The following is a 25,744-nucleotide window of genomic DNA, read 5'->3' as shown; positions in this document are numbered from 1 at the left end:
CATTTCCTTTATGATCATTGGTTCACTTCGCTCCTTCCTCTGCCAACACCGCTCGTCGCAGTTCCTTGTCGAGTTCTTTCTCATACACGTCCCGCTCTTCCCCCGTCCACCCTAAATACCGCGCCATAAACGCGATAACCGCTTCTTTTTCCCGCCGGACGGCGTCGATGTCAAACAGCAGCGCCCCGGTGCGGCGGATGAAGTAGTCGACTGGTTTGACCGCCATTTCTTCCTCGATGGCGTAGACGAGGCGGACGAACGTTTCGCGCGTTAAGCCGGACGAGCGGTCGTACTCGCTGCTTAACGCAAACAACCGGTCGACATTTGTGCCGTACTGTTTTGCCAGCCGCGCCCCTTGTTCTTCTGTCAGCCCATAGCGCGCCGCTTCCTTCGCCTTTTCGGCGATGAAGGCCGGCAGCCGATGCGAGCCGCCGACATCGCCGCCGGAAATTGGCAGCTGTTTCGTTTGGCACGGGCGGAACGTTTTTCCCTCTTCTTTTTCCAATTGTTTGGCGACGAGGTCAACGACCGTTTCTGCCATTTTCCGATAGCCGGTCAGTTTGCCGCCAGCGATCGTGATGAGGCCGGATGGCGATGTCCAAATCTCGTCTTTGCGGGAAATTTCCGACGGGTCTTTCCCTTCTTCATAAATGAGCGGACGGACGCCAGCCCAGCTCGACTCGACATCATCAGCGGTGATGCCGACGGACGGGAACATGTAGTGAATCGCCTGCAATAAGTAATCACGGTCTTCTTCGGTCATGGCCGGATGAGCAGGATCATCGTCATAAAATGTATCGGTTGTGCCGACATACGTTTTCCCATCCCGCGGAATGGCAAACACCATCCGGCCGTCCGGGGTGTCAAAATAGACGGCCTGCTTGAGCGGAAAACGCTTTTGATCGATGACGATATGGACGCCTTTTGTCAGCCGAAGCCGCTTGCCGGTTTTCGATCCGTCTTTGTCGCGCAGCGCATCAACCCACGGTCCGGCGGCATTGACGACTTTTTTGGCGCGGATGTCATATACTCGTCCGCCGAGCAAGTCGCGGCAGCGGGCGCCGGTGATGCGGCCGCGCTCGTCATACAAAAACTGTTCGGCTTTGACATAGTTGACGGCGTCGGCGCCAAGCTCGACCGCTTTTTTGATCACTTCGATCGTCAAGCGGGCATCGTCGGTCCGATACTCGACGTAATAGCCGCCGCCGATCAGGCCGTCGCGCTTTAAGAGCGGCTCTTTTTCCAACGTCTGTCGGGCATTAAGCATCGTGCGCCGCTCGCTTGGCTTGACGCCAGCCAGCCGGTCATACAGCCAAAGGCCGACCGACGTGCTCCATTTGCCGAACGTTCCGCCGCGGTAAATGGGCAGCAGCATCCACTCCGGTGTGGTGACGTGCGAGCCGTTTTCATACACAATCGCCCGTTCGCGCCCGACTTCCGCGACAAGCTTCACCTCGAACTGCTTTAAGTAGCGCAAGCCGCCGTGAACAAGCTTCGTCGACCGGCTTGACGTGCCGGCGGCGAAATCTTGCATCTCGACAAGCGCGACCGTCATGCCGCGCGAGATGGCATCCAAGGCGATGCCGCACCCGGTGATTCCCCCGCCGATCACCAACAGATCGTATGGCTTTTCGCTCATCGCTTCGAGAACGTTGTTCCGCTGTTTGCTTGAGAATGCCATGCATGATTCCTCCTTTTGAAAAAGACAAAAAGAGACCATTGCAAACACGATAAGCCTTCGCCTACCATGTGTGCATGGTCTCTCCTTGTCTCCTGACTGATGATTAACTTGTTGCTTTTATTATAGCAGACTGCGGCCGATTTGGCCAGCTCAACGCATTATCCATTGTAGTGGCGCCATAATGTTTCGTTGGACGTGGTCACCGCCACCGCCCCAGCTGCAAGCGCCTGCTCGACATCGTCGACCGTGCGGATGAGGCCGCCGGCGTAAATCGGTTTTCCCGTCCGTTCTTTCACTTCGCGGATGATGTGCGGCATGGCGCCCGGAATGACTTCGATGCAGTCCGGATTCGTTTTCGCAATCATCTGATAGCTTTTCTCCAACGCGTGTGAATCAAGCAAAAAGATGCGCTGCACGGCCAAGACTCGTTTTTGCCGCGCCTTCATAATGACGCCCGCTTTCGTGGAAATGAGGCCATGAGGGCGGAACTCTTGGCAAAGGTATTCCGCCGCATGTTCATCATGGCTCAGCCCTTGCACCAAGTCGACGTGAATGAGCAACTCCTTGCCATGCCGGCACGCATAGGCAAAGATGCTTTTTAACTGGGCAATATGTACCTCAAGCAATACACCGACCGTGTACCCGCTTGACAAAAAGGCGTCAAATTGCTTCATCGTTTTAATGGCCGGAATGATGCGCTGTTTCGCTTCCATTTTCTTTTCTTCGATTCATCCTCTCATTTTGTCGATCTCATCTAAGCATGACAGTGACATCATTGTCCGCGGTTTGCATGTCGCGATTTTCACCCCGCGCTTGCGGAACTTCTCGACAACGTAATGAATCGCTTTTTTGCCTGCCGTCTCTTCGCCATGGGAATGTCCCATGTCTCTCACTCTCCTCCTATTCCGCTTTCGGAATGGCCAGTTCGACCGTCGTTCCTTGATCGATCTCGCTTTCCACTGTAATTTGCCCGCCGTATTTATCGATGATTTCCTTGGCGATGGAAAGCCCGAGCCCGGCGCCGCCTTGTTCGCGGCTGCGCGCCTTGTCGACGCGATAAAAGCGCAAAAAAACGTTTTTCAGCTCGTCTTTCGGAATGCCAATGCCATGGTCGCGGACGGCGACCGTCACAAATGGCCCTTCCTCTCGCAGAGAAATGGTGATTTTTTTCACCCGTTGAGAATATTTTACCCCATTGTCAAGCAAAATGAACAGCAATTGTTCAAAATGATGCTTGGCCATCGCCAGACGCGGCAGCGGCGTTTCCGGCTGATCAACAAGAAACTGAAAATCGGGATGCAAAACGCGGAAATTTTTCACGATTTGCCCGATGGCCGCAGCAGCGTCAATAGGAGCAATCTCTTTTGGAATCACGATCGCCTCAACGCGCGACAAGTCAAGCAGTTCAAGGACGAGGCGCTTGAGCCGCTCCGTCTCTTTCATCGCCGCCTCAAGCGATTCTTCCAAAATCTCCGGGTTGTGCTTCCCCCACCGTTGCAGCAACGAAAGATGGCCTTGCAAAATGGCAAGCGGCGTGCGCAATTCATGGGACGCATCTTCGACGAATTGCCGCTGCATGGCAAAGGTGCGCTCAATGTCATCCATCATGCTGTTGAACATTATCATCAGCTCGGCCATTTCATCGCGCGCCGGAGGCACATCAATCCGCTGTTTCAGCCCGTTGTTTTTGATGTCGGCCATCGTTTCCGCCAACGTTTTTAGCGGTTTGATGAACCGTTGCGCCATAAACCGCCCGGCGAAGGCGCTCGCCGCCATCGCGCCAAAACCGATCACCGTCATAATAAGGAAAAGCATGTTCGTTACTTGTTGAAACTTCGTCAACCGGCGGGCGATTTCAATCGTTCCGCGCAAATGTCCGATATGAAGCGGCTTGCGCAGCAGCAAAAACCGTTCGTTGTTGACGAAATGCTCATCCATTTTCAACCGGTCGGGCATATCGCTTGGCGAGAGCGAGACGGCGGCGCCGTTTGACACCGAGACGACGACGTTTCCCTTCTCGTCGGTGACACGGATGAGCTGATAGCGCTCATTCAGTTTTTCCAAAAACGAACGGCGGCGGCGAACATCTTCCCATGATATATTACGTTTTTCCGCGTAATACGTTTCAATTTCCGCCACCGTTTGTTCCATTGTTTTTTCTTCTTCGTTCAGCAGCCATTGCTTGACAATGTGGTATTGCAAAAAGGTAAAGACAAAGTACGTAATAAAAATCGCTCCGGCAGACAAGATGGTCAGCTTCCCCTTCAACGAGAGCTCGCGGGGGCGGAATCGCTTCATGGCCGCATCACATATCCAGCGCCGCGCACCGTTTGGATATATCGTTCCTTATCGTGTTCATCGAGCTTTTGCCGCAAATAGCGGACATAGACATCGACGACGTTCGTCTCCACCTCGGCGTCAAACCCCCACACTTTGTCAAGCAGCACATCGCGCGTCAAGACGACGTTGATGTTTTGCATAAAGGCGACGAGCAAATCGTACTCGCGCTTCGTCAGCTCGATAAACTCGTCCCCCTTTTTTACCGTGCGCGCCTGCGTGTCAACGACCAAATCTTTAAACGCCAACACTTGCCCGTCGGCTTCAGAATGAACACGGCGGAACAAGGCGCGGATGCGGGCCAGCAACTCCTCAATGGCAAACGGCTTGACAATATAGTCATCGGCCCCGTTATCGAGCCCCATGACGCGGTCAAACACGCTGTCGCACGCCGTGATCATCATGATCGGCGTCGATTTCGCCGCCCGAATGCGGCGGCATACTTCCATGCCGTTTAAGCGAGGCAGCATGACATCGAGCAAAATCAAATCCCATGATTCCGACAAGGCGAGTTCAAGCCCTTCACGCCCGTCGCCGCACACGTGCACATCAAAGCCTTCATGCGTTAAATCCAGCTCCAAAAACCGGGCCAAGCCGGCTTCATCTTCAATTAATAAAATCCGTCCGTTCACGGTCTCCGTCCCCTTTCTTGCTTCTAGTTCTTGTCCTCCATCCCGGAGCAAGGACCCGCCTTGCGCCGCTTCCACACTTTCATTTTACTACAGACAAAGAAAAAGCCAATCGCCAACGGGGCGATCAGCAGCCAAGCGAAAGCGGACGCCGCCCCGCAAGCTTCCCGCACATCCAAAGGCAGCCGCTCACGAGTGGCGGTTCACAAACGAGTGGACAATCGCCTGAACAATTTCAAACGCTTGGTACGAAAGAAGCGATACAGCCGTTCCAGAAAAAAACAACATCACCAGCCAATGAATCCAATGCATCACGCCATCCTTCCTCGCGCTGCCGGTGGGCGGCAGCGGTATTTGTGTGCATGACCATAGATAGTGGTGTCATTATATTCCAAACGGGTTAAAACCGCATGAGAAATCGCTAAAAAAAGCGGAAAGTGACTTTTTTCCCGTCCGTACATACATTGACAATAAAGCGGATCGCCTCTATGGCTGCCGGCCGTCCAAGCGGCGGAAACGGCGGGCGGAGGAACCTTGCCACTTTGCGGAATGGAAAGAGAGGGAGTGCAATGAACGGACCGTTTCAACCGCCTGCAAACGGAGACGGCAATCACCCGTTCCATCATTTGCGGAAACTCGTGAACCAATGGTTCGATGAACGACCATTGCAAAAACTGTTTGAAACGCTTGACGATTACTTCGCCCAAACATTTGCCGCGGCGTACATCCCGATCGAGGTGAAAGAAACGAAGCGCGACTATCAAATCATCGTCCGTCTGCCGGACATCAAGCGGGATCAAATTAGCCTGCAGTGGCATGAAGACGGGCTGCAACTTGTCATCGATCACCATGAAACGATCGAATCGTCCGACGACAGCGGCCATGTATACGAACGGCGCCAGCAGCGGCGGCGCGTGGCGAGGATGATTCCGTTTCCGTATCCGGTGGCCGAACATGAAGTGAAAGCTTCATTCCAAAACGGTACACTCGTCATTCGCCTGCCGCAAAAACGGAAATACATCGGTATCGATTAAAATCCAAAGAAGCGCCTTCCGTCCACCCAAGCCATTAAAAAGGCCGTTCCCCATGTCGGGAGCGGCTTTTTTCCTATCGGGCTTCTATTGTTTATGCGAAGGGCTTCCATACCGGTTGTTGTGTTCCGGCGTCGGATCTTTTTGGATGTCCCATTCCTTGGCGATTTCTTCACGATTGTGTGGATACTTATTTTTCCGTTCCCGGTTGTCGTTGCGGTTGGTCACTGTCTGTCACCTCCTTGCCGTCTGCGATTAGGTTGCGCGTTTTTTTTCGGAACATAACCGCGCCATACATACTTTCGACACTGCTAAGCTACGCTACTGTTAGGAGGTGCAAAACGAATGGCCAAACTGCCCGATTTCAAACAGTTGAACGACCGGCTGATCAATGAGCCGTCCGCTGAGCCGCGGCTTGTCATCAAAACGAATCTCGATCCAGACCGCGTCACAGAAGAAAACCCGTATGCGGAAGGCAAACCAAACGTCAGTCGAACGTTTGTCTCGTTTTTTGAAGGGGGCGGATCGTGATGGAACAAACGCTCGCCTATTTGCGGGAAATTTTGTCCAATTATTTGGACTGCCATGATGAGACGCCAAAGCGTATTTACAAAAAGCTGATCAGCAAACCGTACCGGGGCGAGGGCGAGTTTGTCCGCGACTTGACGCAAGAAGAGAGCGCCTTTTTGGATCGCATTTTGCCCCATGAAATCCGCTACGCGATGGATGAGCGCGATTATGAGCGCGTCTACCAGCTGAATGAAGTGTACGAGCTGCTCATTTGACAGGGCAAAGCCGCTCCGCTGGGGGAGCGGCTTCGTTACTCTTTAAACGTGCTGAGCAGCCCTTTTAACATGCCGTTGACTTGATTGACGACATTGATCATCTGCCCCATCGTGTTCATCATTTTGTTAATATCATACGTCCCGTCACTGTTTTTTAACTGGGCGAGAAAAGACGGGCGCGGCGGCAGCAGCGACCCTGGTTTCGGGTATGGCATCGGGTGCGAAGGCGCGGCAGCGTGGAATGGCGAAGCATATGGCCAATGAATGGGCGCCGACGGAAGGTGGAAGGGCCAGCCGTATGAGTAGGGCCAATGGCCGCCGAAGCTGTATGGTCCGTGGGCGGGCGGCGGCGAAATTTGTCGCGGATAACGGTGCATGTGTATCCTCCCCATCTTTGATCATCGATTCCCCCAGCGAAAACAGGGGATCAGCTGCCACTAATATATGTGTGTATACTGGGCCGCGTGCGCGCGGACATGTAACCTCTTGTCGGAAGTTTTAATTTTCGGAAATCGCCCTTTCCTCCTATTTTCATGGTACGATGTAAAAAAGGGGGAAGGGGGAAAAGCATCAATGAGCATCACGGAATTGAAACATAAGTTCATGGCGGTCAAACATTGCGAGCCGGCTGAGGCGAACGAACTGCTCGATTTCGCCCGTCGCCTTTATTTGCGCGGGGAAATTTCGCTTGCCCAATATCGCGACTTAGTGCGCGAGCTGGAACAAGCCGGCGCCTGTCAGCCGGACGAAACGGAAGAATACGCTGGACTTTAGGTCTCGAGGGAGTTTTTCCCTTCTTTTTTTTGCATACTTTCGGCCTGAAATCCCCATCGTAATAAGCAAGGGGGGTGTTGGGCAATGGGCCGAGGCGTCCATTTCAACCATAAATTGAAAGGACATGACCACGAAAAACCGAAACATGGCGAGCCGGCGCCGCCGAAGCATACCGAGCGGGTCGAATATGAAATCAACACAGTCGCGACGGCTGAAGGCGGCCCTGTCTCGATCACAACAGGAAAAGATACGTAAAAGGAAAACGCTGTCCCCGCAGCCGAGGGGACAGCGTTTCTGCCGCCGGCTGTTTACACAAAATACAGTTTTGACGGCAACGGTCGCTCCGCGTTCGCTTTTTTCCCATCAAGCCGCCGTTCGACGCCGGCGATCCGCCCTTCAAGATGCGCGAGGTGCTCTTTGTTTTGGGCGTACCGCTCCTCAATGACATCCGCGATCACCTTTTCCATTTTCGCGTCCACCTGCTCGATGAGCGCGACAATTTCCTGAAGCTGCTTTTCAATCTCTTCTTTTTTCACTAACCGTTTTTCCATTTCCTCTCCCCCATTTCTGGCGTGATGATATTCCATTCGCGTCCAAGGGGATCACTCCCTGCTGCAGCGACAAAAGTAGAACAGATTCGGCAAAGAAAGCGGGATGCGGCCGCCATTCGACAACAAGAGCAGGCGCAGCCGTGGGGAAGAAAAAAAGGCGCATCTTTTCCGAGCGTATGGTATAATAAAAACCATTCAAAGGAGATGAACGCGATGGCACTCAAATATCCAGGAGGAAAAGAATACCGCGGAAACGGACCGAGCGCGGTGCGACCGCCGGCGGCAGCCGGCTATGCCAACCGCGGCATGACGCTCGAAGACGACTTAAACGCGACGAATGAATATTATCGGGAGCACGGCATCGCTGTCATCCATAAAAAGCCGACTCCGGTGCAAATCGTCCGCGTCGATTATCCGAAACGGAGCGCCGCCGTCATCAAAGAGGCCTATTTCCGGCAGGCGTCGACGACCGACTACAACGGCATCTATCGCGGCAAATACATCGACTTTGAGGCAAAGGAGACGAGAAACAAAACGTCGTTTCCGCTGAAAAATTTCCATGCTCACCAAATCCGCCATATGGCGCAAGTCATGGCCCACGGCGGCATTTGCTTTGCGATTTTGCGTTTTTCCCTGCTCAATGAAACGTATTTGCTTGACGCCTCCCACTTAATTGCCCGCTGGAATGAGCAAGAAGCCGGGGGAAGAAAGTCGATCCCAAAACGGGAGATCGAACAATACGGGCATTATATCCCGCTTGGCTACCAGCCGAGAATTGATTATATTAGTGTAATAGAAAACGTGTACTTCACCGCTTAAGGTGAAAACTTGTAAGAAAGGCAGGATTTGCTTATGTCTGGTGAATATCGTTCTCGTGTGGAACGAAAGCAGGCAGCGAAACAGACGAAACAAAAAAAGGCGAAAAAGAAAAGAGGGAGGTCCTGGTTGAAAGCGATCGCCATTGCGATAGTGCTGATGATCGCCCTTGGCGCCATCGGGGGGGTGGCTGCGTTCGCCTACTTTGTCAAGGACGCCCCTCCGCTCGATGAGGCGAAAATTAAAGATCCGCTCTCGTCGACCGTGTACGATATGAGCGGAAAGAAAGTCGCCGAGCTGGGCGGTTACAAACGGACGTACATCTCATACAAGGACGTGCCGAAAGTGCTGGAAAATGCGGTATTGGCGACCGAAGACGCCCGCTTTTACGAGCATCACGGCATCGACATCGTCCGTCTAGCCGGCGCGGTCATCGCCAATATTCGCGAAGGGTTCGGCGCGGAAGGCGGCAGCACGATCACCCAGCAAGTCGTGAAAATGACGTTCCTCTCATCAAAGAAAACGTTGGAGCGGAAAGCGCAAGAAGCGTGGCTCGCCTTGCAGCTTGAGCAAAAGTATTCGAAGCACGAAATTTTGGAAATGTACTTGAACAAAATTTATTACTCAGACGGCATTTATGGCGTCGCCCGGGCGGCGGAATATTACTTCGGCAAAACGAACTTAAAAGAGCTGACGCTCCCTGAGGCAGCGCTCTTGGCCGGCATGCCGCAAAGCCCGAACCGGTACAACCCGTACGATCATCCGGAGGCGGCGAAAAAACGGCGCGACACTGTCTTGTCGCTCATGGTGAAACATGGCTTTATCAGTGCGGAAGAAGCGGAAAAAGCGAAGCAGGTGCCGATCAAATCGATGCTCACCGAGCGGAAAAAGCCGCAAAATTCCGTGCCATACGACGCCTTCATTGACGAAGTGATCAAAGAAGTGACGGACAAAGCCAATGTCAACGTCTTTGAAGACGGGCTGAAAATTTACACGACGCTTGATCAAGAGGCGCAGTCGTACGTTGAAAAGCTATTAAACTCCGATCAACATTTTACCGCCAAAAAAGATTTGCAGTCGGGAATCGCCCTCGTCGACACGAAAACGGGCGCCATTCGCGCATTAGGCGGGGGACGCCACCGCGACAACATCGAGTTCGGTTTCAACTACGCAATTCAGCCTGTCGGCCAGCCCGGTTCAACGATTAAGCCGATTTTGGACTACGGGCCGGCGATCGAATATTTAAAATGGTCAACCGCGCACATTCTTGTTGACGAGCCGTATACGTACTCCGACGGCACCCCGATCCGCAACGCCGGCGGACGCTACGCCGGACCGGTGACGGTGCGCAATGCCCTCACATGGTCGCGCAACATCCCGGCGTTAAAAACGTTCCAAGCGGTCGGCAAAGAGCGGGCGAGAGAGTTTGCCAACCGGCTCGGCATGGGCTTTGACGAAGTATATGAGCCGTACGCAATCGGCGGCATATCGCGCTACGTATCGCCGTTGCAGATGGCCGGCGCCTACGCCGCCTTCGGCAACAACGGCGTTTACACGAAGCCGTATGCGGTGACGAAAATCGTCTTCCCAGACGGCACGGAAATGGACTTAAAGCCAAAACCGAAGCGAGTCATGCATGATTACACCGCATACATGATTACCGACATGCTTAAATCGGTCATCCGCTCTGGCACTGGGCGGTCCGCCTATGTTCCAGGGTTGGAGCTCGCCGGCAAGACCGGAACGACAAACTACGGCAAAGACGGCGCGAAGTTTGGCCTCAAACGGGACGATGTGCCGGACAGCTGGATTATCGGCTATACGCCAAACTACACGGCGGCCATTTGGGTCGGCTTCAGCAAAAAAAGCGAAACAGCTACATTAGGGAGTCGGGAGCAGCGCATTCCGAAGCTCTTGCTGAAAGATCTGATGTCCCATCTCGACGATGGCAGCGGAGAGTTTCAGCGGCCGGACAGCGTCGTCAAACTGCCGATCAAAAAAGGCACGAATCCGCCGAAACTTGCCGGCAAATACACGCCTGAAAGCGACATTACGTATGAATTGTTCGTGCGCGGCACCGAACCGACAAAAGTCGCAAAAGATGAGCCGGAAGAGCTCCCGGCTGTCAAAGGGTTGGCCGCTTCGTACGACCAAGCTGCCAACATGATTTCCGTCTCTTGGTCGTATGATGAGAAAACCGACGACACGCTGTTTGAAGTGCGCATCAAAGACGAGCAAGGGCATACGGAAACGGTCACGACCAAAGATTTAGGCGTGACAGTTACGAACGTGGCGCCAGGGGCTTCGTACACGATCGCCGTCTATGCCAAGGAAGGCGAGCGGATGAGCAAGCCGGCGATCACGAGCATCCGCATCCCTGGCGGCGAGCAGCCGACGGCGCCGGGCAATGGAGCGAACGGTGATGGCAACAACCGTGGCGCCGGAAATGGCGGCACGAACGGGGATAACAGCGATGATCATGGGGGCAATGGAAACAATCAAAATAACAACAATGGCGGAAATAGCGGAAACAACGGCAATGGCAACGAAGATCGCGATGATGGCGGCGAAGAGGACAACGGCGGCGAAGACAACGGCCAAGGGGATGGCGGCGCAACAACGCCGACGACACCAACAACCCCAACGACGCCGACCAATCCACAATCAGGAAACAGCGGCAATGCTGGCATGAGAAATGGAAGCCGCCAGTGAGATCACCTGCCTCAAAAAAGCGGATGGCCCGATAAGCCATCCGCTTTTTCATGGCGACTTGCCTAGAAATATGCCCGTCCGGGAAAAAGCGGGCGAGCCCATTCAGTCGGCACGCGCACGTTTGTTTTCCCTCTTTCGCATCCGCTTTTTTCCCTCGCGACATAAACGAAGAAGCGGGCATACCGGGCATTGCGGCGCCTGCGCCTTGCAATGGTAGCGGCCGAAAAAAATCATCCGGTGGTGGGTGATCGACCATTCTTCCTTTGGAATGGTTTTCATCAACGTTTGTTCCACTTCCAGAACTGACGCGTCCCAACGGCAAAAGCCGAGCCGCTTGCTGACCCGCTCGACATGCGTATCAACGGCGATGGCCGGCACGCCAAATGCCACGGAGACGACGACGTTGGCCGTCTTCCTTCCGACGCCCGGCAGCTTCATCAATTCATCGCGGTCGCGCGGCACTTCACCGTTGTACTCCTCAATCAGCATCGCGCACAACTTTTGAATATTTTTCGCTTTGTTCCGGTATAATCCGATCGATCGGATGTCTTGCCCCAGCTCTTCAAGCGGCACCGCGATGTAATCGTGCGGCGTTCGGTATTTTTCAAACAAATGTTTCGTCACCTTATTGACGAGCGCATCGGTGCATTGCGCTGACAAAACGACCGCGATCAACAGTTCGAACGGATTGCGGTGCACAAGTTCGCAATGGGCATTGGGAAACATGTCCGCCATCACGTCCAAACAGCAGCGGATTTGCTGCTTCGTCAGCATCCCTCTCTCCTCCTTTCGCGATGTTTGGCCATCCATACGAGCATTTCGCGATTTTGGCCAAACAAAAACGAGAGACTGCGCTCTCGTTTACGAGTCAAGCCAGTTGAAAAACGGAATCGTCTGCTTAAATTCTCCTGTCTCCTGTTTCGCCGGGCGGGCGAGCTGTTTCGGCTTGCGGAATTTTTTGCCGTAATCGTGCGCCTGCTCGATCGTGCGGATGCCGTTCTTTTTCCACTCAAACAAAATGCGGTCGATGTAGCGAAAGTTCAGTTTTCCCGACAGCACCGCCTCGCGCAGCGCAGCTTTAATGATGGCCGGTTCATGGCCGTCTTGGTCGATCCACATCGCGAGCGTTTCGCACTCAAACGGGGAGAGCGGGCGGCCAAATTCTTGCTCAAAAACCGTATATAGGCTTTCCTCCTCCTGCTGGCCGCCGCACTCATCCTTGGCCGCTTCTGCATACAAATGGTGAACCAGCTGCTCCCAAAGCGGTTCGAGCGTATACTTTTCGCTGCGGATGCCGCGTTCGTCCGTATGCTCCTCAATGGCCACCATCCCCTTTCGCAAAAGGCGGCGCATCATTTCCATGCACTCCGCCGCCGGGACCGTCATTCTCTCGGCCAGCTCCGCCGGCGTCGGAAAGGTGATCCCTTGCTCAAAAAACGACTGCATATGCAAAAGCAGCACGAGTTCCGCCTCGCTCAAGCCAAGCTGTTTATAATGGTTCAATAACAGCTTTGGAACGGCGACGCTTCCTTGCGCCAGCCATTCGGCCACCTTTTTCTTTTCCATGCCGATGCACCTCAACTATAGTATAACATGCCGGCGGCAAAAAACCCCCTTTTTTGCAGGGGGTTACGGATACAAACGGTTGAGAAGGCGCGGGAATGGGATCGTTTCACGCACATGCTCGACGCCGCAAATCCAAGCGACCGTGCGCTCAAGGCCGAGCCCGAACCCAGAGTGCGGCACCGATCCGTATTTGCGCAAATCCAAATACCATTCATACGCCTCAAGCGGCAAATGGTGTTCCTCAAGGCGTTGCTTTAACAAGTCATAATCATGGATACGCTCCGAGCCGCCGATAATTTCCCCGTACCCTTCCGGGGCAATGAGGTCGGCGCACAACACAACGTCCGGCCGCTTCGGATCCGGCTGCATATAAAACGGCTTTAATGACGTCGGGTAATGAGTGATAAAGACCGGCTTCTCGAAACTTTCCGCAATGGCCGTCTCATGCGGCGCGCCGAAGTCGTCGCCCCACTCGATGTCGGTGAACCCTTTGTCGTGCAAAAGCTTGATCGCTTCGTCATACGTCAGGCGCGGAAACGGCGGCGTGACCAACTCAAGTTTGGACACATCGCGCTCAAGCCGCCCAAGCTCGAGCCGGCAGCGGCTGAGCACCGACTGCACAAGATAGGAGACGTACTCTTCCTGCAGCCGCAAGTTGTCTTCAAACTCGTAAAACGCCATTTCCGGCTCGACCATCCAAAATTCAATCAAATGGCGGCGCGTTTTCGACTTTTCAGCGCGAAACGTCGGGCCGAATGAAAATACTTTGCCGAGCGCCATCGCCGCTGCCTCCATATACAGCTGGCCGCTTTGCGACAAATACGCGTCTTCATCGAAATATTTCGTGTGGAACAGCTCGGTCGTTCCTTCCGGCGCGCTGCCGGTCAAAATCGGCGCATCGACTTTGACGAACCCGCGGTCGTTGAAAAACTCGTACGTTGCCCGAATGACCTCGTTGCGGATTTTCATAATGGCATGCTGACGCCGCGACCGAAGCCATAAATGGCGATGGTCCATCAAAAATTCGACGCCGTGCTCCTTTGGCGTAATCGGGTAATCGACCGCTTCATCGATGACTTGCAAGTCCGTAACCGACAGTTCGTAGCCGAACGGCGAGCGCTCGTCAATGCGCACTGTTCCGGTCACATACAGCGATGTTTCTTGCGTCAACGTTTTCGCGCGTTGGAATACTTCCTCTGAGACGTTCGCCTTTTCGACGACGCCTTGAATGAAGCCCGTCCCGTCGCGCAGCTGCAAAAAGACGATTTTTCCGCTCGAGCGCTTATTGGCCAGCCAGGCACCAATCGTGACTTGCCGGCCGACATATTGGTTTACTTCCGCAATCGTCGTTTTCACGTACTTATTCCCTCCAATGATTGACACGTCCATCATTCGCTATTATACCGTTGCGCCAACACGGCAGCAACGGCCAGGTCGGGGCGGCGAAATGCGGCGCTTTGTACTGCACCGGCCGTTGCCGCCTGACAGCATATCCACCCTGCCCCGTGTGGATTTGGTTACGCGCGCGCTTCCATGAATCGGCGGATGCGTTCCACCGCCGTTTCCAGCGCCTCAAGCGAAGTCGCATACGACAGGCGGACATTGTCCGGCGCTCCAAACCCGGAGCCGGGCACGAGGGCGACTTTCGCCTCTTCGAGCAAGACGGCGACGAACTCGTCGACCGTGCGGCAGCCCGCCATCTCCGCCGCTTTGCGGGCGTTCGGGAACAAGTAAAACGCCCCTTGCGGCTTGACGCATGTAAACCCTGGAATTTGCACAAGCTTGTCGTAAATGATATGGAGCCGCTCTTCAAACGCTCGGCGCATTTCTTCCACCGGATCCTGCGGGCCGCTGTACGCGGCGATGGCCGCGTATTGGGCGATTGACGTCGGGTTGGATGTACTGTGGCTCGCCAAGTCGGTCATCGCTTTGATGATTTCTTTTGGACCTGCTGCATACCCGATGCGCCATCCCGTCATCGAATGCGACTTCGACACCCCGTTGATGATGACGGTCTGCGCTTTCAGCTCCGGCGCCAGCTCAGCGATCGAGACATGCTTCGCTCCGCCGTAAATCAGCTTTTCATAAATTTCGTCGGAGACGATCAAGAGGCCGTATTCTAAGCAAATGTCACCGAGCGCCTTCAGTTCTTCGGCCGTGTAAATCATGCCGGTCGGGTTGCTCGGCGAGTTGATGATGACCGCCTTCGTCCGCGGCGTGATCGCCTGCTTCAGCTGCTCTGGCGTAATTTTGAAATCGTGTTGTTCCAGCCCTTCCACATAAACGGGAACGCCGCCGGCGAGCTTCACTTGTTCCGGGTAGCTGACCCAATACGGCGTCGGGATGATGACCTCATCGCCCTCGTCGAGCAGCACTTGAAAGAGGGTGTAAAGGGCGTGCTTCGCCCCGACGCATACAATCACTTCCGCCGGCTCATACTCAAGCCCTTGATCGCGGGCAAACTTTTTGATGATTTCCGCCTTCAGCGCCGGCAGCCCGCCCGAGGGCGTATATTTCGTATGCCCTTCGTTCATCGCTCTTACCGCTGCATCGAGAATGTGCCGCGGCGTATTGAAATCCGGCTCTCCGGCCCCGAGGCCGATCACGTCGTATCCAGCCGCTTTCAATTCTTTCGCTTTCGCCGTAATGGCCAATGTCGCCGATGGCGTCAGCGACGCCACCCGTTTTGCCAGTTTCATCGCTTCTTCCCCCTCATGTCCTCATCGTTGAAAACTGTACCTCTTCAAGAACGCGCCATCGGTGAAATGAAGGTAATAAAACGAATACCTTCCTTCCGAATCGATATATGTCAACTCCCAAAGAGGCACGCCTTTTTCCATGCCGAGCGTCGCGTCAATGATCTGCTGCGGGCGGCGGTCGCGCTCTAAAATGGCGCGCGCTTTTGCTTCGCTGATGCCGCTGTCCGCCCGCTTGACGACGACATTTCCTCCTTTTTCCGGCACCCAAACGACGACGTCCGTTTTTTCTTGCTTCGTCCGGCCGATGAATACAGTGTACGCTTCATCCCCATAATATGTATAGACTTTCTTGACGTCAATCAATCCGACTGCCTCCCTCGCCCGCGCAAGCGCGTGTTCCGCCATGGACCGTTTGGGCGCCATCGCCTCTCCATAAATCGACCATGCCTGCCAAATGAGGAAACCAAAAAAAAGGAGAGCCAACCATCCCCATTTTTTCATCGCGATCACGTCCGGTAAATCGTGAAGACGGCCTGTCGTCTGTCGTTCTCATCCAAAGCAAGGCCAAACATTAAATTGTTGCGCTTCAGCGTCCGGTTCAAGCAGTCGACAATTTTGTACAAATCGTCGGAATGCTGGACTTTGACGGTGGCGAGCACTTCAATTTTGCTTTCCATTTTCGTCGCTTCCTCCTGTGCGGCGCAAATTTTGTTACTTATACAGGCCGGCGGCTCCGGCAACAATACAAATACAGCAGATCTGCAGCCAGGCAGCGAAAGCCGCAGGCTGCCAGCATCGCAGTTGTGCTTCTTCCCTATTATAGCAGGTTTGTCCGACCATTTCATAACAAATTTGCCCGCCTACACCGCCAACGCAAATTTGCTTCCTTCCGCCCCGCTCGATGCGGGGAATTTTTTTGCTGCCTGCCATCTTTAGATTGCACCGTTTCCCCTCTCTTTATGAGAAGGAAGCGACGACATGCCCTAAACGCCATTGGGCCGGCGGCCTTGCCAAAGCCAGGCGTCCGCCGCATCGAGCAGCTCCAAAAGTCCACCCTCATGCACAGGAAACGGCGGCAACGACGCGAGAAAGTCCGCTCGGTACGGAGCGTTCGTCAACCGGCGGTCAAGGACGAACACCACTCCCTTGTCGCGCTCGGTGCGGATGAGACGGCCGACGCCTTGCTTCAATCGGAGGACGGCCTCGGGAAGCGACAGCTCATAAAACGGATCGCCTCCCCGTGCACGAATGCGTTCGCTTTTCGCTTCCATCACCGGATCGTCCGGAGGAGCAAACGGCAAACGCGCGATGATGAGCGCATCAAGCGCATCCCCCGGCAAATCGACCCCCTCCCAAAAACCGCTCGTCCCAAACAGCACAGCGCGCTCAAACTGCAAAAACGTCCGGATGAGTTTGGCCGGACTGCCGCTTTGCACCCCTTGAGCGATCAAGACAAATGGTTCGTCCGCCTCGTCGTTTTTTAACGCCTCGACGGTCATTTTCAACAATTCGTACGATGGAAACAACACAAGCAGCCGCCGGCCGACGCGCCGGGCGACTGCTGTGATGGCCGCCGCTGCCGCCTCGGCATACGTCTCGACCGAAACAGCGGAAGCGAGCGGCATGTCCGCCGGCACAAAGAGCGCAGCCTGTTCCTCGTAGCGAAACGGCGCCGGAAACGAGCGGCACAGCGGATAAAACTCGTCCAACCCGAGGCGCCTCGTCATATACGCGAAACGCCCGCGAACCGTAAGCGTTGCGGAAGTCAAAATGACGCTCCGCTTTTTCATAAACAGCCGGTCCGCAAAAAAATCGGCGAGGTCGACCGGCTGGGAATAAAGGCGGACGGCGTTCGCCGCCCCTTTCTCATCCGCTTCGATCCAGCGGACGGCGCTGGGATCCGTTTCCGTCAACAGCCGGACAAGCGTTGCCAGCTGTCGCTCCAACGCCGCCAAATCCGCTGCCAGCGAAGCAGGCAACGGAGAACCATCCGCGGCGGGCGCTGACACAAGCGGCATCGCGGCACCGCATAGCGCCGCTGCCGAGTCGCGCAGACGCCAGCATAACTCCGTCGCTGCCTGCCACGTCCGGCCGCCCTCGTCAGCCGGGGAAAAACGGTAGCGGCAACGGCCGGCCCGCGCCGGCTTTTTCGCAAGCGCATAGCGGCGCAGCAAACGGAACAGCTCGTCCCCTTCAAATTGCAACTCTTCCAAACGCCGTTGGCAGCGGGCGATCGCGTCTTCCGCTTCACCGTGCTCCGCTTCCGGCCATTTTCCAAGCGTTTGCGCTATTTTGGCCGTCAGCAGACGAAAAGACACGTAGTCAATCCGTTCGCCAAACGAATGGGCGGCAGCGTCCTCGAGCCGATGGGCCTCATCGATGACAAGATGGCGAAACGGCGGCAAAAGCGGCGAAGAAGCTGTCAAATCATGAAGCAAAAACGCGTGGTTCGTAATGACAATATTCGCCCGCTCGGCGCGTTGTTTCGCTTGGGCGAAAAAATGATGCCTCCCGCCGTCTTCCCCCTCGCCAATGGCCAGCTCTGACAACAAAAGACGGGCGCCGGACGACACATTCAATTCGTCCAAATCGCCGCTGTCTGTCTCAAGCAGCCAGACGAGCAGCTGGCACTTCAACAGCGCCGCATCGTACGTATCGCACGGTTCAGACAAAAACGAAACGAACTTGTCGAGGGAAAGGTAGTTTTGCTTCCCTTTCAAGACGGCGACCCGAAGCGGAAACGGCACGACTTGCCGCAGCACGGGCAAATCGCGGCGGATGAGCTGCTCTTGCAGCTGAAGCGTATGCGTGCTTACCACGACCCGCTCCTGGCGCTCACCGGCAAAAAAGGCGGCGGGAATCAAGTAGGCGAGCGATTTGCCGAGCCCGGTTCCCGCCTCAATGAGCGCATGCTGGGACGTCGACAGCGCCTCATAGACAAGCCGCATCATCTCCCACTGCCCCTCACGTCGTTTGTAGCCAGGAAGCGGAAGGGGCGGCGCCTGTTCATAAAAAGCAGCGAACGAGGCGGAAGGGGAATGCCGTCTGCCGTCATCCGGCTTTGGCGCCGGTTTTTTCAGCGCAATGCCGCGGTATACCGCGACCGTGTCATCCACTGGCGCTTCTTTTCGTTTTTCCGCAATGACGGCGTCCAAGAGCGAATAAATGTCGCTTTTCAAATGGCGGGCGAGGCGGCGCAGCTGTTCAAGCGTCAACAAGGGCAGGCGGTGCAGCCGTCCGAGCAGGGCAATGAACAGTTTGGCGGTCACTTCCGCATCGCTGTCCGCCTGGTGCGGGCGATCATGGCGAAGGCCGAGCTGTTTCGCCAAATCGCCAAGCTTGTAGCTTTCCGCCGACGGCAGCACGATGCGCGCAAGTTCCACCGTATCGATCGTCGGACCGGCAAACGGCGGACGCCCGGCCCGCTCGAGCTCCGCCTGCAAAAACGGCAAATCAAAATCGACGTTATGCGCGACGAAATACGCCCCCTTCATCATGGCGGCAATCTCGCCCGCTTTATCGGCAAACAGCGGCGCCTCTTCAACGGTCTGCTCGTCAATATTGGTCAGCTGTTGGATGAACGGCGGGATCGGCTGTTCAGGGTTGAAAAAGCTGGCAAACCGCGCCACGATCGAGCGGCCTTCCACCACCGCCATGCCGAGCTGGATGATCCGGTCGCCCTTTTTCGGCCCGTTTCCGGTTGTCTCCAAATCAATAATGACAAAGCGCATTGCCATAAACGATCACCTCAAAACGAAAAGGGGCGGAAAGCCCCTTTTTGACCACATTATAAAATCGTATGTGCCGGCTCTTCGGCGATAAGCTGCGCGATCCGGTTGTGTTCGTCCATAATGGCGATTTTCGGACGATGCGCGGCGACTTTTTCTTCCGGAACGAGCGCATACGAAATTACGATGATGATATCCCCTTTTTGCACGAGGCGGGCGGCCGCGCCGTTTAGGCAAAAGACGCCGCTGCCGCGCTCCCCGGGGATGATATACGTTTCAAAGCGGGCTCCATTATTATTGTTGACCACCTGCACTTTTTCATTAGCCACCATGCCGACGGCGTCCAAAATATCTTCATCGATGGTAATGCTGCCGACGTAATCCAGGTTCGCTTCCGTCACACGGGCGCGATGAATTTTGGCGTTCATGAGCGTACGAAACATGGACGATCCCCCCTTTTACTCCCCTCGCCTGTCCGCTGCAGGCAACTCGACCATGATGTTATCGATCAAGCGGGCGCCCGCAAACCGGACGGCAACCGCAATGAGAACCGTTCCGGCGAGCGCCGAAAGCGGCGTTAAATCGGGATATGAGCATACTTCAACATAATCGATTTCCGCATGCGTATGCGCCTCAATATGCTCCCGCACGAGGCGGCGGATGGCTTCCGCGTTCCGCTCCCCGCGGTCAACAGCCGCTGCTGCGGCCTTAAGCGCCTCGTAGAGCGCCGGCGCTTCCTTTCGCTCCTGCGGCGATAAATAAACGTTGCGCGAGCTTTTCGCCAGCCCGTCGGTCTCGCGCACCGTCGGCACCGGCACGAGCTCGATCGGAAAATTAAAGTCGCGGATTAAGCCGGCGACAACGGCCACCTGCTGGGCGTCTTTCATCCCGAAATAGGCGCGGTCCGGCATGACGATATTGAACAGCTTAATGAGCACGGTCGCCACGCCGTCGAAATGACCGGGCCGCGACCGCCCACACAACACATCGGTGCGCGCCTTGACGACCGCTTGCACCGAGAGCGGCGCCGGATACATTTCGTCCACCTCCGGGTGAAACAATACGTCCACGCCATGCTGGCCGGCGATGCGCCGGTCGCGCTCAAAATCGCGCGGGTAGCGGGCAAAATCTTCGTTCGGTCCAAACTGAAGCGGGTTAACAAAAATGCTGAGCACAACGATATCGTTCTCTTCGCGCGCCCGGTCGATGAGCGCGGCGTGCCCATCGTGCAAATAGCCCATCGTCGGGACGAACCCAATCGTTTTTCCTTCGCGGCGATATTGGCGCATCAACGCCTGCATTGTCGCAATGCGGTCAACAACGATCATCATTGCTTTCCTCCGTATAACGCCACCCATTCTTCTTCCTTCATGGTAAACGCGTGCGCCGGCTCTGGAAACTGTCGCAGTTTGACATCGGCGACATAGTTGGCCAATGCCTGGACGACGGCATCTTGAATGACGGCGTATTGTTTGACAAACTTCGGCACACGGTCAACACCGTAGCCGAGCACATCATGATACACGAGCACTTGGCCGTCCACCTCGGCCCCGGCGCCGATGCCGATGACAGGAATATGAAGCTCCCGGGCAATGGCGGCGCCAAGCTGCCTTGGCACGCATTCGAGCACCAAGGCGATCGCGCCCGCTTGTTCGCACTGTTTCGCATCATCCATAAGCTTTTTGGCGCTTTCCGCATCTTTGCCTTGCACTTTGTAGCCGCCGAGGACGCCGACCGACTGCGGTGTCAGCCCGAGGTGGGCGACGACCGGCACGCCGGCTTTCGTCAGCGCGGCGATGACGCCGGTAACTTCATCGGCTCCTTCCACTTTGACGGCGTTCGCCCCCGATTGCTGCATGATGCGCCGGGCGTTTTGCAACGCTTCCTCTTTCGACGCATGGTAGGACATAAACGGCATGTCCGTGACGACAAACGTGTTGGGCGCGCCCCGCCGCACCGCCTTCGTATGATGAATCATGTCCTCAACCGTCACCGGAATCGTCGAGTCATAGCCGAGCACGACCATGCCGAGCGAGTCGCCGACCAAAATCATGTCCACCCCGGCTTGCTCCGCGAGCTTGGCCGATGGAAAATCATAGGCGGTCACCATGACGATGGGCTCGCCTGTCTGTTTCATGCGAAAAAAATCCGTTTTCGTCTTCACATTGACTCCCTCCCCTTTTGTTGCAGAGGAGGTGACGCGACCGAAACAAAACGTCCTTCTTTCCCGCCTTGAGAAAGAAGGACGCCATAAACCGCCGTCGGTTTCGTTCACCCCTCTGTCCCAGTCCTTCGAGTAAGGATCAAGGCAGATCGTCTCAACCATTTATTCATGTTGCCAGCCTCGGTGCAGCTCTTTCTTGACAAAGATACTGCCCTTTCCTCGCCTTGTATTTTAATAAAATTATCACAATTTTTCTAGTGGCAATTTACAACTGAATATCGGCTGAGTGAATATAATGGGTGTTTTGCTCCTCATCTTCGAGAATGAGCAGCCCGTCTTCGGTGATGCCGCGGGCGATGCCGCGAATCGTTCCGCCCAGCGTTCTTGCCGTCACCGGCTTGCCGATCGAAACCGCATACCCTTCCCAAAGAAGCTTGATGGAGCGGAAGCCGTGCGCCAAATATTGCTTATACAGCCGCTCGATGCGGAGCAAAATTTCTTGAATGAGCGGCGCACGCTTGATGCGTTCGCCTTTTTCAATGGCAAGCGACGTGGCGATGGCGCGAATGTCCTCGGGAAATTGTTCCGCTGTTTGATTGACGTTAATGCCGATGCCGACGATGACCGAGTGGACGCGGTCGGGATCGGCCTGCAGCTCGGTTAAAATGCCGACGCCTTTTTTGCCGTGAAGCAAAATGTCGTTCGGCCATTTAATATTCGGGACAAGCCCGGTCACTTCTTGAATGGCTTGGCTAATGGCCACCGCCACAAGCAGCGTCAATTGCGGCGCCCGCTGCGGGGGGATGGGCGGGCGCAAAATAAGGCTCATCCAAATGCCGGTTCCTTTCGGAGAAAACCATTTCCGATCGAGGCGCCCGCGGCCGGCTTTTTGCTCTTCCGCGACGACCAGCGTCCCCTCCGGCGCCCCTTCGTACGCCAGCTTGGCGGCGATGCGCTGCGTGGAATCGACTTCCTCGAAAAAATGGATCGTATGGCCGAGCGTTTCCGTTTTCAGGCCGAGCTGGATTTCATTCGCCGTCACCTTATCCGGCGTGCTTACGATCCGATAGCCAAGGCGGCGCACCGCTTCGAGTTCAAAGCCTTCTTTGCGCAGCTCCTCGATGTGTTTCCATACGGCCGCCCGCGAACAGCCGAGCCGTTCGCTGATTTTTTGTCCCGACAAAAACTCGCCGTTCGCTTCTGCAAACAGCTCTAACAGTTTTTTTCGCGTGTCCGATTGCGCTCCATGAGCCATGCGTAAATCCGCTCCTTCTCGTTCTCGACTTCTCCGTTGACGACCGCCCGCCATATGGCGTCCAGCGCCTCTTTCACCCACGGGCCGGCCGGTTTCCCGACCCACTCGATCACGTCTTTTCCGTTGACCGCCAGCTCCCCTTTCGTTTTGATCGGCAAGGAGGCAAAGCGGCGGCGCAGTTTCTCATGCCATGGCCCAGGCGGCGCGCCGGTGAAGGCGGCGCGCACTGTTTCCACCGAGAGCGCCCGCTCAAGGCCGGCGGAAAACAGCTGTTCGTTCGTCCATGCTTCCGGCCGTGGAATGTCAGCCAACGCCGTCAAAATGGCGCCCGCTTCGTCGACCACTTTGTTCGAGAGCTTCCACGCGCGCAAAAACGGCCGGCTTTCCTGCACACCAAGCGCATGGCACAAAAGCGCCCACCGTTCTTCGCGCGCGGCAAGCCATGGCCAACGATAAGCCGCCGCCAGACGCAGTTGCTTCTCTTTCCCTGCCAAACCAGGCAAGTAAACGTTCAATCCGGTTTCGGCCAACAGCGGCAGCGCCCTGGCGGCAAACGGACCGCCGAGCAGCTTTTCCATCTCCATCGTCATCCGCTCGACTGAAATGTGGGCCAAAAGCGGAGCGTTTTGGACGATCGCCTGTTCCGTATCCGGCGCAAGCGCAAATCCGAGCTGGCTGACAAAGCGAACGGCCCGCATCATGCGAAGCGCATCTTCACGAAACCGCTTTTCCGCCTCTCCGACGGTGCGAATGATTCGCCGGCGAATCGCCTCTCGCCCTCCAAACGGATCAATGATAGCCCCATATTCGTCCATGGCGATGGCATTCATCGTAAAATCGCGCCGTTTTAAGTCTTCCTCAAGCGAGCGGACAAACGTCACCGACTCCGGACGGCGGTAGTCCTCATAGTCGCCGTCCGTGCGAAATGTTGTCACTTCATACGCTTTTCCTTTATGGACAACGACGACCGTGCCGTGTTTCGAGCCGACATCGATCGTCTTTGGAAAAATCGCCATAACGTCTTCCGGCAAGGCGCTTGTCGCAATATCCACATCGCCGATCGGGCGTCCAAGCAGCAAATCACGCACCGCTCCGCCGACGAAATAGGCGTCATAGCCATGCTGTTTCAGCTGTTGAATGATGCCGAGCGCCTCTTGAAACGGCGGTTTCATCATTTCACCTTCCTTGCGGCGAGCGAAATGTACAGCTGTTCATATTGCCCGACGATGTCGGACGAACGAAACTTTTGCTCGACCGTTTGCACGGCCTGGCGCGCCATCTCTTGATGAAGGCGGCGGTCGGTCAGCAGCATAAGCGTCCGCCGAGCCGCTTCTTCAACATCGCCAAGCGGACATAAAAACCCGCTTTTTCCGTCTTCGATCACTTCCGGAATGCCGCCGATGGCGGTGCCGATGCACGGAACGCCGCACGCCATCGCTTCGAGCAGGACAAGCCCGAAGCTTTCTTTTTCCGACAAGAGCATCATCACATCGCTGATCGAGTACAGCTCTTCGAGTTTGTCCTGTTTCCCCAAAAATCGGACATCGCCGTTGAGCCCGAGCTCTTTGACAAGCCGGCAGACGACGGTCATTTCTGGGCCGTCGCCGACAAGCAAGAGCTTGGCCGGCATATGGCGGCGGACGATGGCAAACGCCCGCACGACATCGGGCACGCGCTTCACTTTCCGAAAGTTGGAGACATGGATCACGACCTTTTCCTGTTCACTGATGCCGTATTCCCGCCGCAAATGGCCGGCCTCCCGACGGCGGTACACGCGTTCGTCGACAAAGTTGTACACCGTATAGATCGGTTTTTGCACATCGAGCAACTCGTACGTCTGCCGCACGAGGGCGTCAGACACCGCGGTGACGATATCGGACTGCTCAATGCCGAACTTGATCATGTCAGACAGCGACGGATCATAACCCAAGACGGTAATATCGGTGCCGTGCAGCGTCGTGACAATCGGCAGCTCGCCGACCATTTGTCGCGCCAGCACGGCGCAAACGGCGTGCGGGACGGCGTAATGGGCATGAAGCACATCGAGCCGTTCGCGCTTAGCCACCGCCGCGATTTTGTTGGCAAGGGCCAAATCGTACGGCGGATACTGAAAGACCGAATACTGATTGACGTTCACTTCATGGTAATAAATGTTTCCATATACTTTGTTCAACCGAAACGGCATGCTCGAGGAAATAAAATGGATCTCATGCTCTTTTTCGGCCAGCAGCTTGCCGAGCTCGGTGGCAACGACCCCTGAGCCTCCGACTGTCGGATAACAAACAATCCCGATTTTCAGCTTCATCGCGCCTCCTCGAATAAATCAAAAAGATGAATCGGCGTTTTGGACAAAAACCCTTCGGCATAGGCGGCGCCAATTTGCTGGCCAAACCAACGCTCGCGGCTTTCCACCGTCTCGATGTAGCCGTTTGTCAGCGGCGTGTCCACCGAACCGGGCCGCTTTTCAAATTGGCTTTCATACGCGCGCAGGCTCGCCAGCTTGTCGCCGACCGTCTCGCTAATATCGATCAGAAAATGCGGCCGTTCAAACGCATTGATCATGTAATAATACATAGCGCGGACGCGGTGGGCGTCGCCAAGCTCCCCGGCGCCGTAGCGGCGGATGCCGGCAGAAAAGACCGCCTCCTCGACAAGGCGGGCGCATTGCCCGTGGTCGGGATGACGGTCGACCCAATACGGAGCAAAGACGACGCGCGGGCGGTAGCGGCGGATGACCGACACGATGCGGCGAATCGCCTCTTCCCTGATCAAAAGGCCGCGATCCGGCAGCCCGAGGTTGAGGCGAAGCGCCACGCCAAGCCGCCGGGCCGCCTCGGCCGCCTCTTTCTGCCGCTCGTCGACCGTGCCGTTGGACGACAGCTCCGCCTTCGTCAAATCGCAAATGATCACCCGAAAACCGCGGCGCGTGTATTTGGCGATCGTTCCGCCCATGCCGATTTCAACATCATCCGGATGGGCGCCAAACGCCAATAAATCACACGTTTCCGTCATCGCT

The 25,744-nt window shown here is 55.7% G+C and carries 30 protein-coding genes; 7 read left to right on the top strand and 23 right to left on the bottom strand.

The genetic code is table 11. The features are described 5' to 3' along the window. Window positions 1–22: 22 nt before the first annotated feature. The 6 genes from AP057_RS09310 to AP057_RS18055 form a co-directional block, all read right to left on the bottom strand. Window positions 23–1,681 carry a glycerol-3-phosphate dehydrogenase/oxidase gene (locus tag AP057_RS09310; protein ID WP_055358595.1) on the bottom strand — a complete coding sequence of 553 codons (1,659 nt, stop codon included), beginning with the start codon at window positions 1,679–1,681 and terminating at the stop codon, window positions 23–25. Between the two features lie 158 nt (window positions 1,682–1,839). Next, window positions 1,840–2,394, bottom strand: a complete 555-nt coding sequence (locus tag AP057_RS09305; RefSeq protein WP_055358594.1) for a glycerol-3-phosphate responsive antiterminator — start codon at window positions 2,392–2,394, stop codon at window positions 1,840–1,842. Between the two features lie 15 nt (window positions 2,395–2,409). Beyond that, window positions 2,410–2,565, bottom strand: coding sequence for a hypothetical protein (locus AP057_RS17480; protein ID WP_162839629.1), 156 nt, complete (start codon window positions 2,563–2,565; stop codon window positions 2,410–2,412). A 16-nt stretch (window positions 2,566–2,581) separates the two neighbouring features. Further along, window positions 2,582–3,979, bottom strand: coding sequence for an ATP-binding protein (locus AP057_RS09300; protein ID WP_055358593.1), 1,398 nt, complete (start codon window positions 3,977–3,979; stop codon window positions 2,582–2,584). Continuing rightward, window positions 3,976–4,650: a response regulator transcription factor gene (locus tag AP057_RS09295; RefSeq protein ID WP_033014032.1), complete on the bottom strand. Its 675-nt coding sequence runs from the start codon at window positions 4,648–4,650 to the stop codon at window positions 3,976–3,978. The genes AP057_RS09300 and AP057_RS09295 overlap by 4 nt, the downstream gene beginning before the upstream one ends. 186 nt (window positions 4,651–4,836) lie before the next feature. Further along, window positions 4,837–4,959, bottom strand: a complete 123-nt coding sequence (locus tag AP057_RS18055) for a hypothetical protein (RefSeq protein ID WP_255350134.1) — start codon at window positions 4,957–4,959, stop codon at window positions 4,837–4,839. A 257-nt stretch (window positions 4,960–5,216) separates the two neighbouring features. On the opposite strand from AP057_RS18055, the gene AP057_RS09290 reads away from it, so the two are divergent. Next, window positions 5,217–5,681 (top strand): Hsp20/alpha crystallin family protein, encoded by a 465-nt coding sequence (locus tag AP057_RS09290; RefSeq protein WP_033014031.1) that lies wholly within the window; start codon window positions 5,217–5,219, stop codon window positions 5,679–5,681. 84 nt (window positions 5,682–5,765) lie between these two features. Here the strand turns inward: AP057_RS09290 and AP057_RS17475 are convergent, their stop codons facing one another. Beyond that, window positions 5,766–5,906, bottom strand: a complete 141-nt coding sequence (locus AP057_RS17475; protein ID WP_162839628.1) for a hypothetical protein — start codon at window positions 5,904–5,906, stop codon at window positions 5,766–5,768. A gap of 117 nt (window positions 5,907–6,023) precedes the next feature. Here AP057_RS17475 and AP057_RS09285 point away from each other — a divergent pair, with 117 nt between their 5' ends. After that, window positions 6,024–6,209 carry a hypothetical protein gene (locus tag AP057_RS09285; RefSeq protein WP_033011257.1) on the top strand — a complete coding sequence of 62 codons (186 nt, stop codon included), beginning with the start codon at window positions 6,024–6,026 and terminating at the stop codon, window positions 6,207–6,209. Beyond that, complete coding sequence (locus AP057_RS09280; protein WP_033011258.1) at window positions 6,209–6,463, top strand: sigma-G-dependent sporulation-specific acid-soluble spore protein CsgA; 255 nt, start codon at window positions 6,209–6,211, stop codon at window positions 6,461–6,463. The genes AP057_RS09285 and AP057_RS09280 overlap by 1 nt, the downstream gene beginning before the upstream one ends. A 35-nt stretch (window positions 6,464–6,498) precedes the next feature. Here AP057_RS09280 and AP057_RS09275 read toward each other — a convergent pair whose 3' ends face one another. Next, window positions 6,499–6,840 carry a YppG family protein gene (locus tag AP057_RS09275; protein WP_055358592.1) on the bottom strand — a complete coding sequence of 114 codons (342 nt, stop codon included), beginning with the start codon at window positions 6,838–6,840 and terminating at the stop codon, window positions 6,499–6,501. Window positions 6,841–7,036: 196 nt separating this feature from the next. On the opposite strand from AP057_RS09275, the gene AP057_RS09270 reads away from it, so the two are divergent. After that, a complete protein-coding gene (locus AP057_RS09270) occupies window positions 7,037–7,237 on the top strand; it encodes a YppF family protein (RefSeq protein ID WP_033011260.1) in 201 nt (66 codons plus the stop codon). A gap of 84 nt (window positions 7,238–7,321) precedes the next feature. Further along, on the top strand, window positions 7,322–7,492 hold the full coding sequence (locus tag AP057_RS17470; RefSeq protein WP_162839627.1) for a hypothetical protein: 171 nt from the start codon (window positions 7,322–7,324) through the stop codon (window positions 7,490–7,492). Between the two features lie 53 nt (window positions 7,493–7,545). Here AP057_RS17470 and AP057_RS09265 read toward each other — a convergent pair whose 3' ends face one another. After that, window positions 7,546–7,788 (bottom strand): hypothetical protein, encoded by a 243-nt coding sequence (locus tag AP057_RS09265; RefSeq protein WP_033014029.1) that lies wholly within the window; start codon window positions 7,786–7,788, stop codon window positions 7,546–7,548. 213 nt (window positions 7,789–8,001) lie between these two features. Here AP057_RS09265 and recU point away from each other — a divergent pair, with 213 nt between their 5' ends. Together recU and AP057_RS09255 are read left to right on the top strand one after the other, a co-directional pair. Further along, on the top strand, window positions 8,002–8,607 hold the full coding sequence (recU, locus tag AP057_RS09260; RefSeq protein ID WP_033010104.1) for a Holliday junction resolvase RecU: 606 nt from the start codon (window positions 8,002–8,004) through the stop codon (window positions 8,605–8,607). 33 nt (window positions 8,608–8,640) lie between these two features. Continuing rightward, entirely contained in the window at window positions 8,641–11,316 is a 2,676-nt protein-coding gene (locus tag AP057_RS09255) for a PBP1A family penicillin-binding protein (protein ID WP_055358591.1), read from the top strand. A gap of 102 nt (window positions 11,317–11,418) precedes the next feature. Here AP057_RS09255 and nth read toward each other — a convergent pair whose 3' ends face one another. From nth to bshB1, 14 genes are all read right to left on the bottom strand, one after another. Continuing rightward, a complete protein-coding gene (nth, locus tag AP057_RS09250) occupies window positions 11,419–12,090 on the bottom strand; it encodes an endonuclease III (protein ID WP_055358590.1) in 672 nt (223 codons plus the stop codon). Window positions 12,091–12,177: 87 nt separating this feature from the next. Beyond that, the gene (locus AP057_RS09245; RefSeq protein WP_055358589.1) at window positions 12,178–12,882 is read right to left on the bottom strand and encodes a DnaD domain-containing protein; all 705 of its coding nucleotides are present in this window, start codon (window positions 12,880–12,882) and stop codon (window positions 12,178–12,180) included. A 63-nt stretch (window positions 12,883–12,945) separates the two neighbouring features. After that, window positions 12,946–14,238 carry an asparagine--tRNA ligase gene (asnS, locus tag AP057_RS09240; protein ID WP_033014026.1) on the bottom strand — a complete coding sequence of 431 codons (1,293 nt, stop codon included), beginning with the start codon at window positions 14,236–14,238 and terminating at the stop codon, window positions 12,946–12,948. A 161-nt stretch (window positions 14,239–14,399) separates the two neighbouring features. After that, window positions 14,400–15,581: a pyridoxal phosphate-dependent aminotransferase gene (locus AP057_RS09235; protein WP_049624833.1), complete on the bottom strand. Its 1,182-nt coding sequence runs from the start codon at window positions 15,579–15,581 to the stop codon at window positions 14,400–14,402. A 21-nt stretch (window positions 15,582–15,602) separates the two neighbouring features. Continuing rightward, complete coding sequence (locus AP057_RS09230; RefSeq protein WP_033010097.1) at window positions 15,603–16,082, bottom strand: DUF5590 domain-containing protein; 480 nt, start codon at window positions 16,080–16,082, stop codon at window positions 15,603–15,605. Between the two features lie 5 nt (window positions 16,083–16,087). After that, complete coding sequence (locus tag AP057_RS16315) at window positions 16,088–16,258, bottom strand: YpmA family protein (RefSeq protein WP_081106597.1); 171 nt, start codon at window positions 16,256–16,258, stop codon at window positions 16,088–16,090. A gap of 306 nt (window positions 16,259–16,564) precedes the next feature. Next, complete coding sequence (dinG, locus tag AP057_RS09220) at window positions 16,565–19,318, bottom strand: ATP-dependent DNA helicase DinG (protein ID WP_055358588.1); 2,754 nt, start codon at window positions 19,316–19,318, stop codon at window positions 16,565–16,567. Window positions 19,319–19,368: 50 nt separating this feature from the next. Then, window positions 19,369–19,752, bottom strand: a complete 384-nt coding sequence (gene panD / locus AP057_RS09215) for an aspartate 1-decarboxylase (RefSeq protein WP_033010095.1) — start codon at window positions 19,750–19,752, stop codon at window positions 19,369–19,371. A gap of 15 nt (window positions 19,753–19,767) precedes the next feature. Beyond that, window positions 19,768–20,637, bottom strand: coding sequence for a pantoate--beta-alanine ligase (gene panC / locus AP057_RS09210; protein ID WP_033014059.1), 870 nt, complete (start codon window positions 20,635–20,637; stop codon window positions 19,768–19,770). Next, entirely contained in the window at window positions 20,637–21,473 is an 837-nt protein-coding gene (gene panB / locus AP057_RS09205; RefSeq protein ID WP_033010092.1) for a 3-methyl-2-oxobutanoate hydroxymethyltransferase, read from the bottom strand. Before panB ends, panC begins: the two co-directional genes overlap by 1 nt. 265 nt (window positions 21,474–21,738) lie before the next feature. After that, window positions 21,739–22,728: a biotin--[acetyl-CoA-carboxylase] ligase gene (locus AP057_RS09200; RefSeq protein WP_055358587.1), complete on the bottom strand. Its 990-nt coding sequence runs from the start codon at window positions 22,726–22,728 to the stop codon at window positions 21,739–21,741. Then, the gene (locus AP057_RS09195; protein WP_055358586.1) at window positions 22,686–23,900 is read right to left on the bottom strand and encodes a CCA tRNA nucleotidyltransferase; all 1,215 of its coding nucleotides are present in this window, start codon (window positions 23,898–23,900) and stop codon (window positions 22,686–22,688) included. The genes AP057_RS09200 and AP057_RS09195 overlap by 43 nt, the downstream gene beginning before the upstream one ends. After that, complete coding sequence (bshA, locus tag AP057_RS09190; RefSeq protein ID WP_055358585.1) at window positions 23,900–25,033, bottom strand: N-acetyl-alpha-D-glucosaminyl L-malate synthase BshA; 1,134 nt, start codon at window positions 25,031–25,033, stop codon at window positions 23,900–23,902. The genes AP057_RS09195 and bshA overlap by 1 nt, the downstream gene beginning before the upstream one ends. Further along, window positions 25,030–25,740, bottom strand: coding sequence for a bacillithiol biosynthesis deacetylase BshB1 (gene bshB1, locus AP057_RS09185; RefSeq protein ID WP_033014019.1), 711 nt, complete (start codon window positions 25,738–25,740; stop codon window positions 25,030–25,032). The genes bshA and bshB1 overlap by 4 nt, the downstream gene beginning before the upstream one ends. Window positions 25,741–25,744 lie beyond the last annotated feature (4 nt).

The sequence above is a fragment of the Geobacillus sp. Sah69 genome (assembly GCF_001414205.1).
Lineage (GTDB): Bacteria > Bacillota > Bacilli > Bacillales > Anoxybacillaceae > Geobacillus > Geobacillus stearothermophilus.
The sequence above is the reverse complement of the archived record's forward strand: the minus strand, read 5'-3'. Positions and strand labels throughout refer to the sequence as shown.

Excerpts from the sequence above, each read along its gene's own strand:
- AP057_RS09310 (WP_055358595.1), bottom strand. The coding sequence starts at position 1,681 with ATGGCATTCTCAAGCAAACAGCGGAACAACGTTCTCGAAGCGATGAGC.
- AP057_RS09305 (WP_055358594.1), bottom strand. The coding sequence starts at position 2,394 with ATGGAAGCGAAACAGCGCATCATTCCGGCCATTAAAACGATGAAGCAA.
- AP057_RS17480 (WP_162839629.1), bottom strand. The coding sequence starts at position 2,565 with ATGGGACATTCCCATGGCGAAGAGACGGCAGGCAAAAAAGCGATTCAT.
- AP057_RS09300 (WP_055358593.1), bottom strand. The coding sequence starts at position 3,979 with ATGAAGCGATTCCGCCCCCGCGAGCTCTCGTTGAAGGGGAAGCTGACC.
- AP057_RS18055 (WP_255350134.1), bottom strand. The coding sequence starts at position 4,959 with ATGCATTGGATTCATTGGCTGGTGATGTTGTTTTTTTCTGGAACGGCT.
- AP057_RS09290 (WP_033014031.1), top strand. The coding sequence starts at position 5,217 with ATGAACGGACCGTTTCAACCGCCTGCAAACGGAGACGGCAATCACCCG.
- AP057_RS09285 (WP_033011257.1), top strand. The coding sequence starts at position 6,024 with ATGGCCAAACTGCCCGATTTCAAACAGTTGAACGACCGGCTGATCAAT.
- AP057_RS09280 (WP_033011258.1), top strand. The coding sequence starts at position 6,209 with ATGGAACAAACGCTCGCCTATTTGCGGGAAATTTTGTCCAATTATTTG.
- AP057_RS09275 (WP_055358592.1), bottom strand. The coding sequence starts at position 6,840 with ATGCACCGTTATCCGCGACAAATTTCGCCGCCGCCCGCCCACGGACCA.
- AP057_RS09270 (WP_033011260.1), top strand. The coding sequence starts at position 7,037 with ATGAGCATCACGGAATTGAAACATAAGTTCATGGCGGTCAAACATTGC.
- AP057_RS17470 (WP_162839627.1), top strand. The coding sequence starts at position 7,322 with ATGGGCCGAGGCGTCCATTTCAACCATAAATTGAAAGGACATGACCAC.
- AP057_RS09265 (WP_033014029.1), bottom strand. The coding sequence starts at position 7,788 with ATGGAAAAACGGTTAGTGAAAAAAGAAGAGATTGAAAAGCAGCTTCAG.
- recU (WP_033010104.1), top strand. The coding sequence starts at position 8,002 with ATGGCACTCAAATATCCAGGAGGAAAAGAATACCGCGGAAACGGACCG.
- AP057_RS09255 (WP_055358591.1), top strand. The coding sequence starts at position 8,641 with ATGTCTGGTGAATATCGTTCTCGTGTGGAACGAAAGCAGGCAGCGAAA.
- nth (WP_055358590.1), bottom strand. The coding sequence starts at position 12,090 with ATGCTGACGAAGCAGCAAATCCGCTGCTGTTTGGACGTGATGGCGGAC.
- AP057_RS09245 (WP_055358589.1), bottom strand. The coding sequence starts at position 12,882 with ATGGAAAAGAAAAAGGTGGCCGAATGGCTGGCGCAAGGAAGCGTCGCC.
- AP057_RS09235 (WP_049624833.1), bottom strand. The coding sequence starts at position 15,581 with ATGAAACTGGCAAAACGGGTGGCGTCGCTGACGCCATCGGCGACATTG.
- AP057_RS09230 (WP_033010097.1), bottom strand. The coding sequence starts at position 16,082 with ATGAAAAAATGGGGATGGTTGGCTCTCCTTTTTTTTGGTTTCCTCATT.
- AP057_RS16315 (WP_081106597.1), bottom strand. The coding sequence starts at position 16,258 with ATGGAAAGCAAAATTGAAGTGCTCGCCACCGTCAAAGTCCAGCATTCC.
- dinG (WP_055358588.1), bottom strand. The coding sequence starts at position 19,318 with ATGGCAATGCGCTTTGTCATTATTGATTTGGAGACAACCGGAAACGGG.
- panD (WP_033010095.1), bottom strand. The coding sequence starts at position 19,752 with ATGTTTCGTACGCTCATGAACGCCAAAATTCATCGCGCCCGTGTGACG.
- panC (WP_033014059.1), bottom strand. The coding sequence starts at position 20,637 with ATGATCGTTGTTGACCGCATTGCGACAATGCAGGCGTTGATGCGCCAA.
- AP057_RS09200 (WP_055358587.1), bottom strand. The coding sequence starts at position 22,728 with ATGGCTCATGGAGCGCAATCGGACACGCGAAAAAAACTGTTAGAGCTG.
- AP057_RS09195 (WP_055358586.1), bottom strand. The coding sequence starts at position 23,900 with ATGAAACCGCCGTTTCAAGAGGCGCTCGGCATCATTCAACAGCTGAAA.
- bshA (WP_055358585.1), bottom strand. The coding sequence starts at position 25,033 with ATGAAGCTGAAAATCGGGATTGTTTGTTATCCGACAGTCGGAGGCTCA.
- bshB1 (WP_033014019.1), bottom strand. The coding sequence starts at position 25,740 with ATGACGGAAACGTGTGATTTATTGGCGTTTGGCGCCCATCCGGATGAT.